We start from the raw sequence: 16,072 nt of genomic DNA on the forward strand, positions 1-16,072 counted from the left end.
CCTGCGTACTTCACCGCTTGACTCGGAACCCACCGTCCTCGTGTTCAAAAATCCAGACGGCGAGTTGGGCAGGTGCAATCGGCGCATTCGGATCGACAGCGGTCCAGTCGGCACCGGAGCCGTTACCGGCGTGGGCTGTTGTATCGACGATCGAGCGTGCCCGCCGCACCCATTGCTCCATGTTGGACGGGCGCAAATCGACCCAGCCGCGCGGCGCGATGTCGGTGCCACGGCCGTCGGGGTGAACGACAACAGATTCGCCGCGCAAGACAGATTGTCCGTCGGACAGCAGAATGGGAAGCCCAACGGAGAGGATCTGGCGGCGAATCGCGTGTTCGCGTTCGCGGAGCAACGATTCGGCGTCGTGCGCGAGACGTGCCGGATCGGCCGTCGAGAGCAGCCGCACCGACGAGCACAGCCGTCCGAGCGCGTATGCCTCGTAGAGGAGCTTCGTGAGCCGCGGCGGACCGAGCATCTCGAACGCAATCGATCGCACGTGGTGTTCTTCCTCCAGGCGCGCGAGCCCGTCGACCGCCACCGCGCGCAGATAGCCCGCCCGATAGGTGGGTCCGAACGTCGCGCCATCGAGCGCCGCCACGACATCCTTGCCCGTCGGCCGGCCCTGCACTTCCGTGACCACCGTTTCGGCGATCTCTTCGGGCGTCACGAGCTCCATCTGGCCTAACGCACTCACCGTCTCGAATTCGTCGCGCGCGAACACGCCGTTCTCGCCGACGTCGATGAACACGTTCTCGAGCGGCTCGCCGGTGCGCGTCCATCCTGCCGCATCCGGCGCGAACGCCGCATCGACGGACAGCGGTTCGGCGCAGTCGACGATCTCGATGGTGCGGCCGCGGCGGCGGATGGCGCCGTAGCCCAAGCGGCGCCAGGCGATCGCGGCGGTCGGCTTGATCTCGATCGTCGCCGGCGCGCCGGGCGTCCTGCCTAACAGAAACAGCAGCAGGCTCTGCGCCCCGGCGACCGCGCTCTTGGACATGAGCGTGCGCGACGGCTTCTCTTCGCTGTGCGTGTACGGGATGTTGAGTCCCATGCCGCCGGTGCCGCTCGTGCCGATCTTGACGTAGGTCTGCGTGCCGGCGCGGCGCATGCCCTCGACCAAGGCTTCGATGTGCCGGATGAGCTGCGGCAGCGGCAGCGTGAGCAGATGTCGTTCGACGCCCTCCCGCGTCACGGTGCCGGCGTCGGCCGCGCGCAACAGCGACAGCGCGCTCGCGTGACCATCCTGGTAGGCGAGCGCGGTGGCGGTGTTGACGCAATCGACGACGAGGTCGGGGCGATAGTCCACCAACCAGGTGAAGAGCAGATTCTGATCGAGCGGGCTCTGGCCGTAGGGCGCGACGTAGTCTTCGACCAGACGGCGCCGCGCGGACTGGTCGGCGAGAATCTCGTCTCGCGAGCGCGTCGCGAGGTCGGCCGGCGCGAAGATGTTGCCCCACGCGGCGTCGATGGCGATGGCGCCGGCCAGTGCGCGCAGCTCGGCCACCGCCGGCTCCGCCTCCTCGCGCGTGAGGCCCGTGATGATGAGCCGCCGCGGCGTGAACGCCAGCAGGCGCTGCGCCACGGCCATCCCCACCAGGCCGCTGCCGCCTAACAACAGGACCGTCGAGTTCCGCAGTTCCATCGTGCCTAACGTTTCAGAGTGATCAGTTCGCGCAGCCCCGCGTGCTCGCGCGCCGTGGGCGGGCGGGTCTCACCCGGCGCCAGGCGGCCCAGGTGCACGGGGCCGAATTGGACGCGCACCAGACGCTCGACGCTCAACTCGAGCTCGCGGCACAGGCGCCGCACCTCCCGGTTTCGGCCCTCGGCGATCGTGACGCGGAGAATCCATCGGCCCGCGTCCACCGGCGTCGCTGCAATATCGTGCAGATCGACCGGGCCGTCGTGCAACACCACGCCGCGGCGCGCTGCCCGTACGGCCGCCGGCGCATCGCCCTGCACGGTGACCTCGTACGTGCGCTCGACCTCGCCGCGCGGATGCATGAGCGCGTGGGCCGCGGCGCCATCGGTCGTGAACAGCAGGACGCCTTCGGTCAGGTAGTCGAGACGTCCCACGTACGTCAAACCTGGAATGGCCGGCACGAAGTCGAACACCGTGCGCCGTCCGCGCGGGTCCGACCGCGTGGTCATCACGCCGGCGGGCTTGTTGAGGACGAGCCACCGCTCGGCGACGGGGCCGCCGATGCGCTTGCCATCGACGACGATCGCGTCGCGATCCGGGTCGACCACCTGGCCGATCGCAGCCGTCGAGCCGTTGATGGTAACGCGGCCCGATTCGACGAGGGCCTCGGCTTTGCGACGGGATGCGACACCCGCACGCGCGAGCGCGCGCTGAATGCGCATCGGCATGGCGATCAGAGCGGACGTGGCTCCGCGCGCAGCGCTACGGCCAGCTCGTCGGCGCGCGGCAGCTCGCCCAGATGCCGCAGCGCGAACTGTTCGAGGAACGCAGGCGTGGTGCCGTAGCGCAGCGGTCGGCCTAACCCTTCGCCGCGGCCCACCACGTCGATCAACCCGCGCTCGAGGAGCGTCTTGAGCATCCCGCCCACCGACACGCCGCGGATCTCTTCGATGTCGGCGCGCCCGATGGGCTGCCGGTAGGCGACGATCGCCAGCGTCTCGAGCGCCGCCGACGACAGCCGCTGCGGCCGCGACGCCAACTGCGCCCGCTCGATGGTCTCGGTGAATTCCGGGCGCGTGAGCACCTGCCAGCCGCCGCCTAACTCGACCAACTCGACGCCGTGTCCCTGGTTGTCGTAGCACTCGCGGATCTCGTCCAGCGCCATGGCGAACGCGGCGGGCGACGATTCGGGGTCGAGCGCGTAGAGCTCGTCGAGCAGCACCGGGCGGTCGCTCGCGAACAACGCGGCCTCAAGCAGCTTCGCTAGCGGCGTCACGAGAAATCTCCACATCGGCGAACGGACGCGGCTGGCGGAGCCGCAACTCCCCGCGGCGCGCCAGCTCGAGCAAGCCGAGCAGCGCCGACAGCACTTCCCAGGGCTCGGCATCGAGCGCCACGACGTCGCGCCAGCGCGCGCTCGCCCGTAAGGCGAGCACCGCGCGAATGGTGGCGATCGCGCCCTCCACGTCGAGCGCGCGCGGCACGATGTCGTGCACGTCGGGCTCGCGCAGCAGGCGGAGCACGCGGTCGACGGCCGCCAGCAGCTCGGGCAGCGACAGCGAGAGCGGCGACGCGGGCGGGGCCACCGGCTCGGCGACGAGGTAGCCGCGCGCGAACCGCCGCCGGCGCTCCTCGCCGCGATGCTCGAGCACGTCCACCACCTCACGCACCTGCTGGTACTCGAGCAGCCGCCTAACGAGCTCGGCGCGCGGATCGTCCCAGGCGTCGTCGTCGCCGTGGCGCGGCAGCAGCATCTGCACCTTGATGCGTAAGAGCCGCGCCGCCATCTCGAGATAGTCGGCCGCCTGGCCCAGGCCTAACGTATGAATGCGCGCCAGAAACTGCTCGCAGATGCGCGCGATCGGGATGTCGGTGATCTCGACCTGCTCTTCCCGGATCAGGGTGAGCAAGAGGTCGAGCGGTCCCGAGAACTGGTCCAGCTCGACGACGAACGGCGACTCGTCGTTAGGCTCGGCCTCGGCGGTGAACGGCACGCTCGGCATGGGCTCGATGGCGACGGCGCTCACAGAATGCCCGCGAGAAACTGACTCGGTACGATGAACTGCACCACCGGTTGGACGAGGTACGCGTAGCCGACGAACGCGGGCTTCATCCAGATATCGAGAAAGCCCACGCCGACGTAGAGCAACACGATGAGAATGATGATCCCGTAGCGCCCGAGCTTCTGATACTCGAGCGACCACGCCGGCGGCAGGAAATACTTGAGCACGTGCGAGCCGTCGAGCGGCGGCAGCGGCAACAGGTTGAACATCGCCAGAAACAGGTTGATCAAGATCCCGTAGATCACCATGGCCTGCAGGATCGCAATCACGCCCGCTGTCGCCGGAACGCCGCGCGCGATGAGTCCCAGGATGACTAACACCGGCACGCTCACGATTGCGATGAAAATGTTCGTGGCAATGCCGGCCAACGACACGATGATGTCGCCCCGCTTGAACTTCCTGTAGTTCCGCGGATTCACCGGAACCGGCCTTGCGCCGCCGATGATCGGACCGTGCGCCAACCACATCACGAGCGGCAACAGAATGCTCATGAACGGGTCGATGTGCTTGATTGGATTCCAGGTGAGACGGCCGAGCTGATACGCTGTTGGATCGCCCTGCTTGAGGGCAGCGTACCCATGCGCGTACTCATGCGCGATCATCGCGAAGAGCAGCGGCGGAAATGCCAGGAGAAAAGTCTGAAATGACCCCAAGTATCGCCGGCCAAGGTGAGAAGCGAGTCTGCCTGACTCGTCGGCGCGAAAGGTAGCGGGCCACTCTGCCTAAGTCAAAGATTTGTCGCGCCTTGACATCGATTACGTGCACTTCTAGACTACGCGCTTCGCGGGACCATTTCATCGAGCGCGTTGGAGACCCGAGTGCCACGGATCGATTCAGCAAAAAAGAACATGCGCAAGTCGCGCGCGGCAGCGGTCCGGAACCGCGCCCAGCGCTCCGAGCTTCGCACCGCAGTCAAGAAGGCGAGTGCATCAGACGCCACCGATGCGCACAAGAAGCGCGCGGTCCAACTGCTCGACCGCGCAGCACGCAAAGGCCTGATTCACCGCAACGCCGCAGCGCGCCGCAAAAGTCACCTGTCTAAAGGCGCACAAGGCTGAAAGGCGGACAACGCCGACAAAGCCCGACAAAACGCTGATCGCTCGGCTGTAAGGGACGCGACGTCCCCGTACAGCCGAGCGATCAGCGTTTTGTCCGGCTTTGTCCGCGTTGTCCGCCTTTCAGCCTTTGTCCGTCCCTGTCCCGTTTTGTCCGCCTTAAAGGGCGGCGAGCTCTGCCCCGCAGCGCTCGCAATACCATTCCGTGGGATAATTGAGCGTGCCGCACTCCTGGCACTTGAGCGTCTTCACCTGATCCTGTCCCCCTTCCTTGGGCAGCGTGTTCTCCTCGACCGCTCGCCCAACGGTCGGCAGTGACGCACCGGTGGTGCTCGACACCTGCGGCGGCGTGTGCGATCCGATTGCGCCCGACGCCGCGGACCGCGATCCACTGCCCTGCGTGCCGGCGCCGCTTCCTACCGCGACGCCTTCGCCGCTAGTGCGCGGCTCGATCATCGTCTTGAGGAACTCGAGATCGTCGAACGGACCGCCCGTTGGGCGAACGTCCGGTCCGCTGTTGCGGCGCGGCGCTGCGGAACCGGGAAGCACGTCGGAGGCGGGCGCCGCGGGCGCCGCGGCGGCCGGGCGCGCGGGAGTCTGCACACCGCGCTCGAACGACACTTGCTGCCAGTCGTCGCGTTTCGTCGCCGGCTGCGGAAGGGCCGCAGGACGCCGCTGGCTGTCCGGTGCTTGACTCGCCGGCGCCACCGCAGGCGCCGATGCCGGCGTCCCGCCGCTCGCCTCGAGCATCGCACGCAACTTCGCCAGCTCTTCCGCGACGTGAGACCGTTCATCGGCGACTGCGGCCAGGGCGGTCTCCGTGCGCGAGCGGATCTCCTCGTGATCCTCGGCGCTCAACTCGCCGACCGTCGACCGCAGCTCCGCCTCGAGCGCCTCGTCGCGATTCTTCGCGTCGTCGGCATCGAGCGTCGTCAGGCGTTCCATGAACGAGCGCTCGAGGTTCTGCAGTGCAGCGCGATGCGAGCCGAGCTCTTCGACCACGCGGGCGAGACGGGACGCATAGTCCTCGTGCACGCGCTCGAAGATGTGCGACGGCGTGCTCGCGCGCTTTGCTTCGAGCATCGCAAGCCACGACTCGTAGCGTTGCCGCTCTTCGAACAACGCCGTCACCTGCTCCGTGTTTACCGCTGGCTCCGTCATGCCTTCCCCCGCCGGCTCGTGCGAGCCGTGCTGCGCGATTGGACATCTGAGCGTCGCGCGCGGGCAGCGACTAACGCAGCCATCTGCTCCGCCGTGAGCTCGTTCACTCGACCGACCACACGCGCCGCCGGCACGGTGCGCGCCGCGTGTTCCATGCGTTCGTGCGCGGTCTCGGGCGACGGACCCAAGGCGACCGCGCCGTGATTAGCCAACAGAAACGATCCCGTCGCCGCCGAAGGATGCGCGTGCACAACCGCCATGACGGCCGGCCGTCGTGAGTACATTCTAAGGTCTAAAAAGACTTCCGACGATGGTTCACCGCAACTTCGTGTCCCGCGCGAGGTTCGACGGCTCCCATCAAGTGCCACCTCGAGCAGCTCCGACGGTCGGACGTCCGCCTTCGACATGGGCGCGGGCGTCACCAACACCCCGCGCGTCATCGATCCAACCGGTACACCACGTGGCCGCCGACGATCGTGTAAATCGCTCGTCCCGTGAGCGTGCGTCCGGCGTACGGGGTGTTGCGGCCCTTGGAGAGGAACGCCGATGGGTCGACCTTCCAGGTTCGCGCCGGATCGAACACGGTGACGTCGGCCACCGAGCCCTCGGCCAGCGTCCCGCCCGGTAAATGGAACAGCGAGGCCGGCCGGCACGACATGCGATCGACCAGCGTCGCGAAGTCGATGATGCCCGGACCGACGAGCTCCGTCACGACGAGCGCGAGCGCGGTCTCGAGCCCGATGATGCCGAACGGCGCATCGGTGAATTCGCGCTCCTTCGCATCATAGTGGTGCGGCGCGTGATCGGTGGCCACGAGATCGATCGTCCCATCGCGCAACGCTTCGCCTAACGCTGCCACGTCCTCGGCCGTGCGCAGCGGCGGGTTCATCTTGGCGTGCGTGTCGTAGCCCTCGCACGCGTCTTCGGTGAGGGTCAGGTGGTGCGGCGTCACTTCGGCGGTCACGCGAATCCCCCGCTCCTTGCCCCAGCGGATCAGCTCCACGCTGCCCCTGGTGCTCATGTGCGCCAGGTGCACGTGGCCGCCCGTGCGGCGCGCCAGGAGGATGTCGCGGATCACCATGATCTCTTCGGCCTCCGTCGGAATGCCGGGAAGGCCTAACCGCGCGCTCACCACGCCCTCGTTCATGGCGCCGCCCTTGGCCAGCGTCGGTTCCTCGCAGTGATCGATCACCGGGATGGTGAACGCCTGCGCATACTCGAGCGCGGTGCGCATGAGGTGCGCGCTCGCGACGGGCCGGCCGTCGTCGCTCACCGCCACCGCGCCCGCGCCGACCATCTCGCCGAATTCAGCCAACGCCTCGCCGCGCTGCCCAACGGAGATCGCGCCGATCGGATACACCCGCGCCGCGCCGGCGCGGAGCGCCTGGCGAATGATGAACCCCACCGCCGCCTGGTTGTCGGTGACCGGCTCGGTGTTCGGCATCGCGCACACCGCCGTGAAGCCGCCGGCCGCCGCCGCGCGGGCGCCGGTTGCGATCGTCTCGACATCCTCGCGGCCCGGCTCGCGCAGATGGCAGTGCACGTCGATGAACCCCGGCGACACATAGCAGCCGGCGCAGTCCAGTATCTCGGTCGAGTCGCCGGCATCGATCGACCCGCCTAACTGAGCCACCGTGCCCTCGGCGATCAGGAGATCGCCCCGCGCGTCGAGTCGGCGCGACGGATCCAGGAGCGTGCCGCCTGTCAGGAGGAGCCGGCGCGGCACCTATGCTCCTCCCTTCGCCGCTTCTGCCAGCTCCGGCCGGCCGCCGGCCAGCAGATAGAGCACCGCCATCCGGATCGCGACTCCGTTAGTCACCTGGTTGAGGATCACACTGTGCGGCCCGTCCGCGACGTCGGAATCGATTTCCACGCCGCGGTTCATCGGACCCGGGTGCAGAATGAGCACGTCGCGCGGCGCGCGCGCCAGTCGCTCGCGCGTCACCCCGAACACGCGGTTGTATTCGCGCAGCGACGGAATGTAGCCTGCGGTCATCCGCTCCAATTGCAATCGTAGAATGTTGAGCGCTTCCGCCCACTCGATGGCTTCCTCGACGCGCGAAAACACCGTCACTCCGAACTCGCCGATTGCCCACGGCAAGAGCGACCGCGGACCGCACACCGCCACCTCGGCGCCCATCTTCTTGAGGCCCCAGATGTTCGAGCGCGCGACACGCGAGTGGAGCACGTCGCCGACGATGCACACGCGGCGTCCGGTCAGCACGCCGAAGTGATCCCGCAGCGTGAGGAGATCGAGCAGGCCTTGCGTCGGATGCTCGTGCGTGCCGTCGCCCGCGTTGATCACGCTGCTCTCGATGCGATCGGCCAGAAACCGCGCCGCGCCCGAGGCGCCGTGCCGGATCACGACCATGTCGATGCGCATGGCCTCGAGGTTTCGCGCGGTGTCGACGAGCGTCTCGCCCTTCTGCACGCTCGACCCCGACGACGCGACGTTCACCGTGTCGGCGGACAACCGCTTTTCGGCGAACTCGAACGAGATGCGCGTCCGGGTGGACGCCTCGAAGAACAGATTGACGATCGTTTGACCGCGCAGCGCCGGCACCTTCTTGATTGCGCGTTCCGAGATTTCCTTGAACGGTTCGGCGGTGTCGAGGACGAGTTGGATTTGCTCCGTCGTGAGCGGCTCGAGCCCCAGGAGATCCTTGCCGAGGGCGCTCGTCACTCGTCGCCGTCCCGTCGCGCGATGACGACGCCGTCCTTCCCATCCAGCTCTTCGACGAGGACATCCACCCGGTCGCGCGGCGCCACGTTGATCTTCTTGCCGACGACATCGGCGTGGATCGGCAGCTCGCGTCCGCCGCGATCGACTAACACGGCGAGGGCGATGCGGGCCGGTCGGCCGAAGTCCGCCAGCTCATCGAGGGCGGCGCGCACCGTCCGTCCCGTGTAGAGCACGTCGTCGACGATGACGACGAATTTGTCCTCGAGATCCCAGGGCAGCTTGGTCGCTCCGACGACGGGTCGCGGTCCCACGGTCTGGAGATCGTCGCGATACAGCGTGATGTCGAGGGCGCCGCGCGGGATGTCGACATCGTCGCGGGCTTTGATCGTGGCGGCGATCCGCTCGGCGAGCTGCACGCCGCGGCGCTGAATGCCGACGATGATGAGGTTGTCCGTGCCGTCGTTCAGCTCGACGATTTCATCTGCCATGCGACGCAGCGTGCGATCCATCGCGCGCGCGTCGAGAATCGTGGTTGGACTGGGCATGTCGTCCGAAGCGGGGACTTGGACAGCGGCCTGCTTAGACCCTGCGCCACATGCGACGTCGGGACCGGACGGACGTTAACGGGGACGCGGGGTCGAAGCAACCCGCGCATCGTGGGTTCCTCGCTTTGGAGACGCGGACTGAGCGGTCGACAAAACGCAATGCCCCTCCGGGCAGATACTCCGGCGGGGCGTTCGGAGAGTTGATCGCGCGAGGACCAGGTCTCCTCGACGAAGGGTCCGAAGGATAACAAACAGGATGCACGTGATGGGGAGGATCGCTGCCACGCGAGGGAAGGTGCGTTGTTCGCGCGCGTGGCCTACACCAGGAACGTGAACGATGATGTTTGGACCTCCATGGCTGCGATTTTCCCCATCCCTAACATCCTTTTCGTTTTCCTTTGAACCGTTCGTCGTAAGGACTCGGCTAGCGCATGGACGACGCCTCCGACGACCGATCTCGCGAAAAGGTTTCCCGTTCGCGACAAGATTCACCATTCGCTTTCGATTTTGACCCGACCTTGACGCCGTGTGACAGAGTCCGCTCGAAACCCTAACGGGGTCTCAACCTCCACTGGGCGGGCCGATCGTAGTGTGAGTACCGAGGCCGCCGACCACGCTGACCGGCGAGCGGCAGGCCCGCCATACGACCGGGAGGAGACATGCGTCGCCCAACAATCGAATCGCCGCGCGCTTTCGCGCTGGTCGCTGCCGCGACCCTGCTGGCTGCCCTTCCCGCCGCCGCCGCGGCGCAGCAACTCGCTTCCAACGTGCCCGACAGCCTGGAAGTCGCCACTCTCGCGCCGACGCCGATCCGCAGCGACGCCGATCGCGCCGCGCGCGAGACCCACCCGTCGTGGCGCGGTCACGCGGACGGCAGGTTCAAGGGCACGGTAACACTGACGCTCGAGCGCATTGGTGTGCCGGAGAGCGCCATCGATCCGGCGTGGCCGGTGCTCGTGCGCTGGGAGTACGAGGGCCGAGATCCGTCCAAGTCGTTCACCGCCGAGCTGTTCGGAAGCGGCACGGCGAACGGCAAGATGCTGCTGCACGGTGTGATCACGAGCGGCTATCGTGCCGGACAGGAAGTGGAAGTGAACGTGGGTGGCGGTGCGGGCGCGAAGGCGACGATGGCCTTCGTCGATCCGAGCGCCGCGCAGTAGGTCGCATTCCGCCGCCTAACGGCGGCTCGGTTGGGTTCACGCGCCGCCGGTTCGTGTCGCGCTCTCCCCCGGAGCGATCACGAATCGACGGCACGTGGACTTTCCTTCCGCTCTTCCTTGAGAATGCGCGTCACGAACCGCCAGCGTCGCCACGGCAGCACGATCGCCTGCCGCGTCGCGCGCTGCACGCGCCGGCCGATCTCCCGGCCCAACGTCGGATGCGGCCGCGGCGGCTCGACCAACATGTCGTTCGTCTGCAGCACGCAGTGCACGTACTGGTTGCGCATCCAGACGTCCTCGAGCGAGTAGTGCCGCAGCGTGAATCCCGCCGCGCCCGCCTCCGCGAGCAGCGCCGGCAGCTCGATGACGTTGTCGATGATCTGCAGCTCCTCCGGCCGGTCGCGCTCGAGAAAGCGCTGGTACTGCGGACTCGGATAGGTGAGGATCAACACCGCGTTGGGCGCCGCCAGCGCCTTGAGCCTAACGAAAAGCCCCGGACGCTCGGCGTCGGGAATGTGCTCGACCACGTCCACCATGGTGATCACATCGAGCGCGCCGCCTGTACGCGCTGCGATCTGCGCCGTGTCGTCCAGGATGTCGGCGGCGAAGAACGTCACGTTCGATTTCCGCACCGTGTGCGACGCGTACCAGACGTTGCGCGGGCTCAGGTCGATCCCCCACACCCGTCCGGCGCGCGCCCGCGCCGCGATCCGCTCGGTCACGATGCCGATGCCACACCCGACGTCGAGCACACGGTCGTTCTCGTGCACGTAGGGCTCGATCCGTCGCGCCGCTTGCTCGATGCGCTGGTTGCCGAACAGGCGATATTGCACCATGCGCGATTCGAGAAACTCATTATAGAAAGCGCGAACGTCGGCGCGACCGTCCATTGAGACCTCTCGGTGTCACCTGCGGCGCGCGATGCGCCAGATACGCTGCCAGTGAACCGAAAACGCGCAAGACATGCGCCCCCGCGCGCGAAGACGTGAAGATCCGAAGAAGAAGCGAGCGCGGCACCTGCACGCATCTCGTGCGCAGGGTACGGGTTCAATGTGGCGCACGGTTCCCATGGCTTGCATCTACGTTCATGAAGACGCCGACAAGGCAGGACACAACCGACACGACACGAGCAACACCAAGCGTTGATTTTTTTGTCAGTGCATTGTCCGTTGTGTCCTGCTTGTCCGCATCTTCATGAGCGTAGCACTCTGCCACTCCGGCCTGCAACGAGTCTCATCGGGATACCGGACCAAACTGTACCTCTACCGTGAGCAGCGCATGCTTGACGCTGACACGAGACGGCCTATCGTCTCTCGCCTGTCATTGTTGTCGAGTTCCACTCGAGCGGCTCGAAGCCCGCAGGAGAGCGCACATGGTTGACGTCTCGGTCGAGGGAGATCGCGTCCGTTTCGACGTAGACGGATGGGACAAGATGTGGGCGCTGAAAAGCCGGCTGGAGATTCCGCTCGAGCACATCACGTCGGTGCGCGTGGATCCCGAGCCCGCCCGCGGCTGGTGGCACGGATTCCGGATGCCCGGCACGCAGATTCCGGGTGTGCTCACCGCGGGCACCTTCTACCAGCACGACGGCGCGGTGTTCTACGATGTGCACGACCCGGAGCACACGATCGTGATCGAGTTGGACCACGAGCACTACCGGCGGTTGGTCGTCGAGGTTGCCGATCCCGCCGCCGCCGTCTCCCTGCTCGAGGATGCGATACACGGCCGCGTGTGAGCGAATGCGCAGGCGGGTGACCGATCTCCGCGCACGACGGAAAGGCCGACAAAATGAAACTGGGGCCAACGTTCGTTAGCCCCAGTTTCATTCTGTCATCCGTTAGACGGCGAGCAGTTCTGCGCTAGAGCTGCGCCCGCCGACCACCCGTCACCAGCCGCACGATCCAAGTGAGAATGACCGCGCCCAAAATCGCGATCAGGATCGTGTAGATAACCCCGCCGCTTCCCCGGAATCCCAGCGAGCGCATGATGAATCCACCGATGATCGCGCCGATGATGCCGACCACGATGTCCATCAATGCGCCGTACCCGGATCCTTTCATCAGCTTGCCGGTGAGGTAGCCCGCGATCAACCCCACGATGATCCACCACACGATTGCCATTGCAGTGTCCTCGGTTGAGGGAAACGAGCGTACGCGGATCCGGCCCAGGTAGCCGGCCTCCGCGGGGCTACTCTCGCACAAGTTGAGCCGGACCGAACCGGCTCGCAAGCCGCGCACACAACAATGGGCAAGACCGGCGGTCCGCTGGCTGAAATACGCCCCGGCGCTGTCGCTCACACATCGGGCGAGCCATGGTCCCGCTCTTGCCCGTCACGCGCTCTGTCCAATGCAGGGAGGCGGCATCGGACGTTGTGCCTGCCTTCACGCTTCGTGTACGCGTCTTCAGCGGAGTCTGCAGCTATGCGTGTGTCCATAGTCGTTCCCAGTCTCATGCTCGCCCTGGGCGCCGCCGCGGCCGCCCCGTCTCAGGCCCGCGCGCAAGTCGGGCTCGGCGTTGGCGGCGGTTTCACGTTCCCGGTGAGCTCGCTGAGCACCACGAACAAGACCGGGTATAACGTCCTGGCGGACCTGTCGTTCCGCTCGGATTCGTTTCCGTTAGGCTTCCGGGTCGACGGAATGTTCAATTCGCTGCCCACCAAGATCACGGATGCCCGGACGCTCCAGGTCTGGACCGTGAACGCAAACCTGGTGGCGAACCTGGTGAACCAGCAGACCAAGCCGCCGGTGGTGCCGTACCTCATCGCCGGCATCGGCTGGTACAACGACAAGTACCGGGCGCAAACCATCGGCAGCACGGTCGTCCTGTCGGGCAACACCAGCGAGAATGACTTCGGCATCAATGCCGGCGCGGGTCTCCGCATCGCGCTCGGCAGCTCGAGTCTCTTCGCCGAGGGCCGGTATCACTACGTGTTCACACCGCACCAGCGGCTGCAGATGATCCCCGTTACGTTCGGGATCAGTTTCGGCAACTGACGCGGGACTCGCGCGCCGCGGCCAGCGCGGCGCGCCTAACGTGAAACCGGGCGACGGCAATCGGCCGCCGTCCGGTTTCGCTACGGCACGAGGCTGAGCGTGAGGCCGATGCTGCGCGTGCTCGGAAGGCCGGGCACCTCCTGACCCTGATCGGGCCCGGTGTCGAACACGCTTTGGGGATCGAAGTTGGGCGCGGCGCTGTGAACCAGAAGATTGCGACCGATTGCGGCGACCTCGAGCGTTCTCAGATGCAGTCGCGCCGCCACACGCGGCTGCACCGTGTACGCGAGCCGGACTTCCCGCAGCTCGATGGCGCTCCCGTCGAAGGCCGCGATGTTCGCATCGCCTGCGATGAACTCGTAGTACTCCTGCGGAGAGATGGCCGTCGTATTCGGCGTCCCGTCCGGGTTCACGCCCGGCAGAATGATCGTTCCGCCCTGTTGCCGCAGGCCGAGCGTGGACGAGAGCGTGCCGGCCATCGTTCCCCACATGTTCGTCCGGCTGTACACGCGGCCGCCGTGCCGACTGCCGACCAGGAGCACCAGCGAAAGCTGGCGATATCGCAGGTCGCTCTCGAGGCCGCCCACCCACGACGGCAGCTCCGAGCCGAGCGCCTGCAGTTGGTCCTCCGGCGTGCCGTCCTCGATGATCATTCGGCCTAACGAGTCGCGTACCGGCGCATAGGCAACGATGCTGCCGTACGGATGGCCGGTCAGGATCGACGCGCTGCCGATGCCGTTGATCCCGATCAGCGACGGCGGTCCCTGCACGTGGCTGTGGTTCTTCGCAAAGCGAAGGCCGAGGTCCCATTCGAGACCGTTTGCGCCCTTGACCGCGGCGCCGTTCAGCGCGAGCTCGATGCCGCGATCGGTAACGGCCAGCGAGCGCTCCGTCGGAGACGGGATCTCGAAGACGAGGAATCGCGACACCGTGCGTTCATCATAGTATGTGGCGCTGAGCGACGCGCGATCGTGCAGGAATCCGAGATCGATCCCTTCTTCCTGGGAGATCGTGCGATCGAGCAGCAAGAACTGAGTTTCGCCGCCGACCTGCGCCCAACTGGCCCGCAGCTTCCCGGCAGAGACCAGGCCGCCCAACATGCCGCGACTCGTTGGGCGCGCGAAATCGTAGGCGACGGAGACAGACGGGTAGAATTGAGGTCCCGTTGCCAACCAATCCTTGCGTCCGGTAGCGTCGAGAAAGAGCATGCTGTCGACCGACGCGCCAAGCCGCCCGTAGACGCTGTTCGTCTGGGCGCGGCGCGAACTGCGGGCCAGTGAGACCAGGCCGCCTAACTGATCCCTGATGGTGGTTGCTTGCGTCGTCAGGCCGCCGCGGGTCGCCAGGCCGGCGTCGAGGCTCATGGCGAGGGCCGCGGTCAACGGGCGTGCGACGCTCACCAGCAGATCGGAATTCTGTTCGCGATAGGTCGTGGCGCCCGCGGAACCGGTCACCTCGGTGAACAGCGGCTCGGTCGCCAGGACGTCTTGGGCGAACTCGCGATCGTGCCACCAGTCGATGCCGCTGCGGATGGACGCACGCAGCCACGGCGCAAATGCGTAGTCGGCGCTGATCACACCGAGCGCGTGATCCCGGTTGTCGCCGTTGGTATTGACGAACGCATCCCAGTACGGGTTGTTGATGCCGAAGGCAGTGGCGAACGAGTTCTGGCGCGTCGTCAGGGCGTCGGAGCGCATGCGGCTCGGATCGAGCGCGCTCCCCTCGAAGAGGAACACCTGAAAGGGATTGTCGCCATCCAGTCCCTGCACCGGCTGCTGTTTTGCGTCGAAGTGCGTGTACGCGCCATCGATGCGCACGCGCAGCCGCGGCAGCACATCCATGCCGGCCGACAACGACGTCCCCAGGCGATCGGAGCCGCTGTTCGGCGACACGCCGGCCTGGCCGACGCGCGAGATGCCTAACCGTACGTCGCCGCGCGCCGACGCGGCCGACACCGCGGCCGTCGTGGTCGACGTGTGCCCCTGCACGAGATAGTCTCGCAGATCGTTCGGCTGCGCCACCAGCGGCGCCGGCTGGCCGCTGCTCCACCACTGCACCTGCTCGGTGCCGTAGACCGCGGGCCCCCAGGTGCCGAAGCCGCCCGGCGAGTAGACGCCGTCGCTGCCCAACGCAAAGCGACTCTGGAACTGCGGGAGCCGCTGTGGCGACTCGAACGTGTAATCCTGGCGCGCGGTGACGGCAAAGCCGCTCGAGCGCGCGGCCCGCGTGGTCGTGATGAGCACGGCGCCGTTCTGCGCGCGGCTGCCGTACAGCGCGGCCGCGTTAGGCCCATTGAGCACGGTGATCGAGGCGACGTCGTTCGGGTCGATGTCGCCCAACAAGCTGCCGAAATCGATGTTGCCGTTCCGGCCGGTGACGCTCTGGTTGGCCACCGGTACGCCGTCGACGACGAACAGCGGCTGGTCGTTGCCGCCTGCCGTGCGCGCGCCGCGGAGCAACAGGCTCACCGAGCTGCCGGACGCGCCGGTGCCGCTGACGTCCGCGCCGGTGACGCGCCCGGCGAGCGCCCTCACGATGTTGGTCTCGCCCGCCGCGGTAAGCCCGTCGCCGGACACGGTCTGTTGGGCAGCGCCGAGCGATCCGCGATCGCGCTCGATGCCCAGCGCCGTGACGGCGCGGTGCGACGAATCGGCCGGAACGCCCGGGAGCACCGTCGCCGGCACAGTGTGTTGGGCAGCGAGCATTGGCGCGGCGGCTACCAGCGCCGCGCTCAAGGCGGCGGCGAGACGGCAGGCACAATGGGACATGGGAT

17 protein-coding genes are annotated in these 16,072 nt (G+C 67.0%); 4 read left to right on the forward strand and 13 right to left on the reverse strand.

Going from position 1 to position 16,072, the window contains the following annotated elements:
• Positions 1 to 10: 10 nt before the first annotated feature.
• Genes VFW04_18155 through VFW04_18175 form a run of 5 tightly spaced genes read right to left on the reverse strand, consistent with a single transcriptional unit; the run spans position 11 to position 4,304 of the window.
• Positions 11 to 1,642, reverse strand: coding sequence for a hypothetical protein (locus VFW04_18155; protein HEX5181259.1), 1,632 nt, complete (start codon positions 1,640 to 1,642; stop codon positions 11 to 13).
• A gap of 5 nt (positions 1,643 to 1,647) precedes the next feature.
• Positions 1,648 to 2,367 carry a pseudouridine synthase gene (locus tag VFW04_18160; protein HEX5181260.1) on the reverse strand — a complete coding sequence of 240 codons (720 nt, stop codon included), beginning with the start codon at positions 2,365 to 2,367 and terminating at the stop codon, positions 1,648 to 1,650.
• Between the two features lie 5 nt (positions 2,368 to 2,372).
• Complete coding sequence (scpB, locus tag VFW04_18165) at positions 2,373 to 2,915, reverse strand: SMC-Scp complex subunit ScpB (protein ID HEX5181261.1); 543 nt, start codon at positions 2,913 to 2,915, stop codon at positions 2,373 to 2,375.
• The gene (locus tag VFW04_18170) at positions 2,890 to 3,666 is read right to left on the reverse strand and encodes a segregation/condensation protein A (GenBank protein ID HEX5181262.1); all 777 of its coding nucleotides are present in this window, start codon (positions 3,664 to 3,666) and stop codon (positions 2,890 to 2,892) included. Before VFW04_18170 ends, scpB begins: the two co-directional genes overlap by 26 nt.
• On the reverse strand, positions 3,663 to 4,304 hold the full coding sequence (locus VFW04_18175; protein ID HEX5181263.1) for a site-2 protease family protein: 642 nt from the start codon (positions 4,302 to 4,304) through the stop codon (positions 3,663 to 3,665). The genes VFW04_18170 and VFW04_18175 overlap by 4 nt, the downstream gene beginning before the upstream one ends.
• Before the next feature lie 216 nt (positions 4,305 to 4,520).
• Here VFW04_18175 and rpsT point away from each other — a divergent pair, with 216 nt between their 5' ends.
• The gene (gene rpsT, locus VFW04_18180) at positions 4,521 to 4,760 is read left to right on the forward strand and encodes a 30S ribosomal protein S20 (protein ID HEX5181264.1); all 240 of its coding nucleotides are present in this window, start codon (positions 4,521 to 4,523) and stop codon (positions 4,758 to 4,760) included.
• A gap of 156 nt (positions 4,761 to 4,916) precedes the next feature.
• Here the strand turns inward: rpsT and VFW04_18185 are convergent, their stop codons facing one another.
• Genes VFW04_18185 through pyrR form a run of 5 tightly spaced genes read right to left on the reverse strand, consistent with a single transcriptional unit; the run spans position 4,917 to position 9,146 of the window.
• Positions 4,917 to 5,918, reverse strand: coding sequence for a hypothetical protein (locus tag VFW04_18185; GenBank protein HEX5181265.1), 1,002 nt, complete (start codon positions 5,916 to 5,918; stop codon positions 4,917 to 4,919).
• On the reverse strand, positions 5,915 to 6,358 hold the full coding sequence (locus VFW04_18190; protein HEX5181266.1) for a class II aldolase/adducin family protein: 444 nt from the start codon (positions 6,356 to 6,358) through the stop codon (positions 5,915 to 5,917). Before VFW04_18190 ends, VFW04_18185 begins: the two co-directional genes overlap by 4 nt.
• Complete coding sequence (locus VFW04_18195) at positions 6,355 to 7,644, reverse strand: dihydroorotase (protein ID HEX5181267.1); 1,290 nt, start codon at positions 7,642 to 7,644, stop codon at positions 6,355 to 6,357. The genes VFW04_18190 and VFW04_18195 overlap by 4 nt, the downstream gene beginning before the upstream one ends.
• Complete coding sequence (locus VFW04_18200) at positions 7,645 to 8,601, reverse strand: aspartate carbamoyltransferase catalytic subunit (GenBank protein HEX5181268.1); 957 nt, start codon at positions 8,599 to 8,601, stop codon at positions 7,645 to 7,647.
• Positions 8,598 to 9,146, reverse strand: coding sequence for a bifunctional pyr operon transcriptional regulator/uracil phosphoribosyltransferase PyrR (gene pyrR / locus VFW04_18205; GenBank protein HEX5181269.1), 549 nt, complete (start codon positions 9,144 to 9,146; stop codon positions 8,598 to 8,600). The genes VFW04_18200 and pyrR overlap by 4 nt, the downstream gene beginning before the upstream one ends.
• Positions 9,147 to 9,805: 659 nt before the next feature.
• On the opposite strand from pyrR, the gene VFW04_18210 reads away from it, so the two are divergent.
• On the forward strand, positions 9,806 to 10,306 hold the full coding sequence (locus tag VFW04_18210) for a hypothetical protein (GenBank protein HEX5181270.1): 501 nt from the start codon (positions 9,806 to 9,808) through the stop codon (positions 10,304 to 10,306).
• A gap of 77 nt (positions 10,307 to 10,383) precedes the next feature.
• On the opposite strand, the gene VFW04_18215 is transcribed toward VFW04_18210, so the two are convergent.
• The gene (locus VFW04_18215; protein ID HEX5181271.1) at positions 10,384 to 11,196 is read right to left on the reverse strand and encodes a class I SAM-dependent methyltransferase; all 813 of its coding nucleotides are present in this window, start codon (positions 11,194 to 11,196) and stop codon (positions 10,384 to 10,386) included.
• A 482-nt stretch (positions 11,197 to 11,678) separates the two neighbouring features.
• On the opposite strand from VFW04_18215, the gene VFW04_18220 reads away from it, so the two are divergent.
• The gene (locus VFW04_18220; protein ID HEX5181272.1) at positions 11,679 to 12,041 is read left to right on the forward strand and encodes a hypothetical protein; all 363 of its coding nucleotides are present in this window, start codon (positions 11,679 to 11,681) and stop codon (positions 12,039 to 12,041) included.
• Positions 12,042 to 12,165: 124 nt separating this feature from the next.
• Here the strand turns inward: VFW04_18220 and VFW04_18225 are convergent, their stop codons facing one another.
• Entirely contained in the window at positions 12,166 to 12,426 is a 261-nt protein-coding gene (locus tag VFW04_18225) for a GlsB/YeaQ/YmgE family stress response membrane protein (protein HEX5181273.1), read from the reverse strand.
• Positions 12,427 to 12,726: 300 nt separating this feature from the next.
• Between VFW04_18225 and VFW04_18230 the strand changes: the two genes are divergently transcribed.
• On the forward strand, positions 12,727 to 13,299 hold the full coding sequence (locus tag VFW04_18230) for an outer membrane beta-barrel protein (protein ID HEX5181274.1): 573 nt from the start codon (positions 12,727 to 12,729) through the stop codon (positions 13,297 to 13,299).
• Positions 13,300 to 13,379: 80 nt separating this feature from the next.
• On the opposite strand, the gene VFW04_18235 is transcribed toward VFW04_18230, so the two are convergent.
• Positions 13,380 to 16,067, reverse strand: coding sequence for a TonB-dependent receptor plug domain-containing protein (locus VFW04_18235; GenBank protein ID HEX5181275.1), 2,688 nt, complete (start codon positions 16,065 to 16,067; stop codon positions 13,380 to 13,382).
• Positions 16,068 to 16,072: the final 5 nt, after the last annotated feature.

This window comes from Gemmatimonadaceae bacterium, from assembly GCA_036273715.1.
GTDB lineage: Bacteria > Gemmatimonadota > Gemmatimonadetes > Gemmatimonadales > Gemmatimonadaceae > JADGGM01.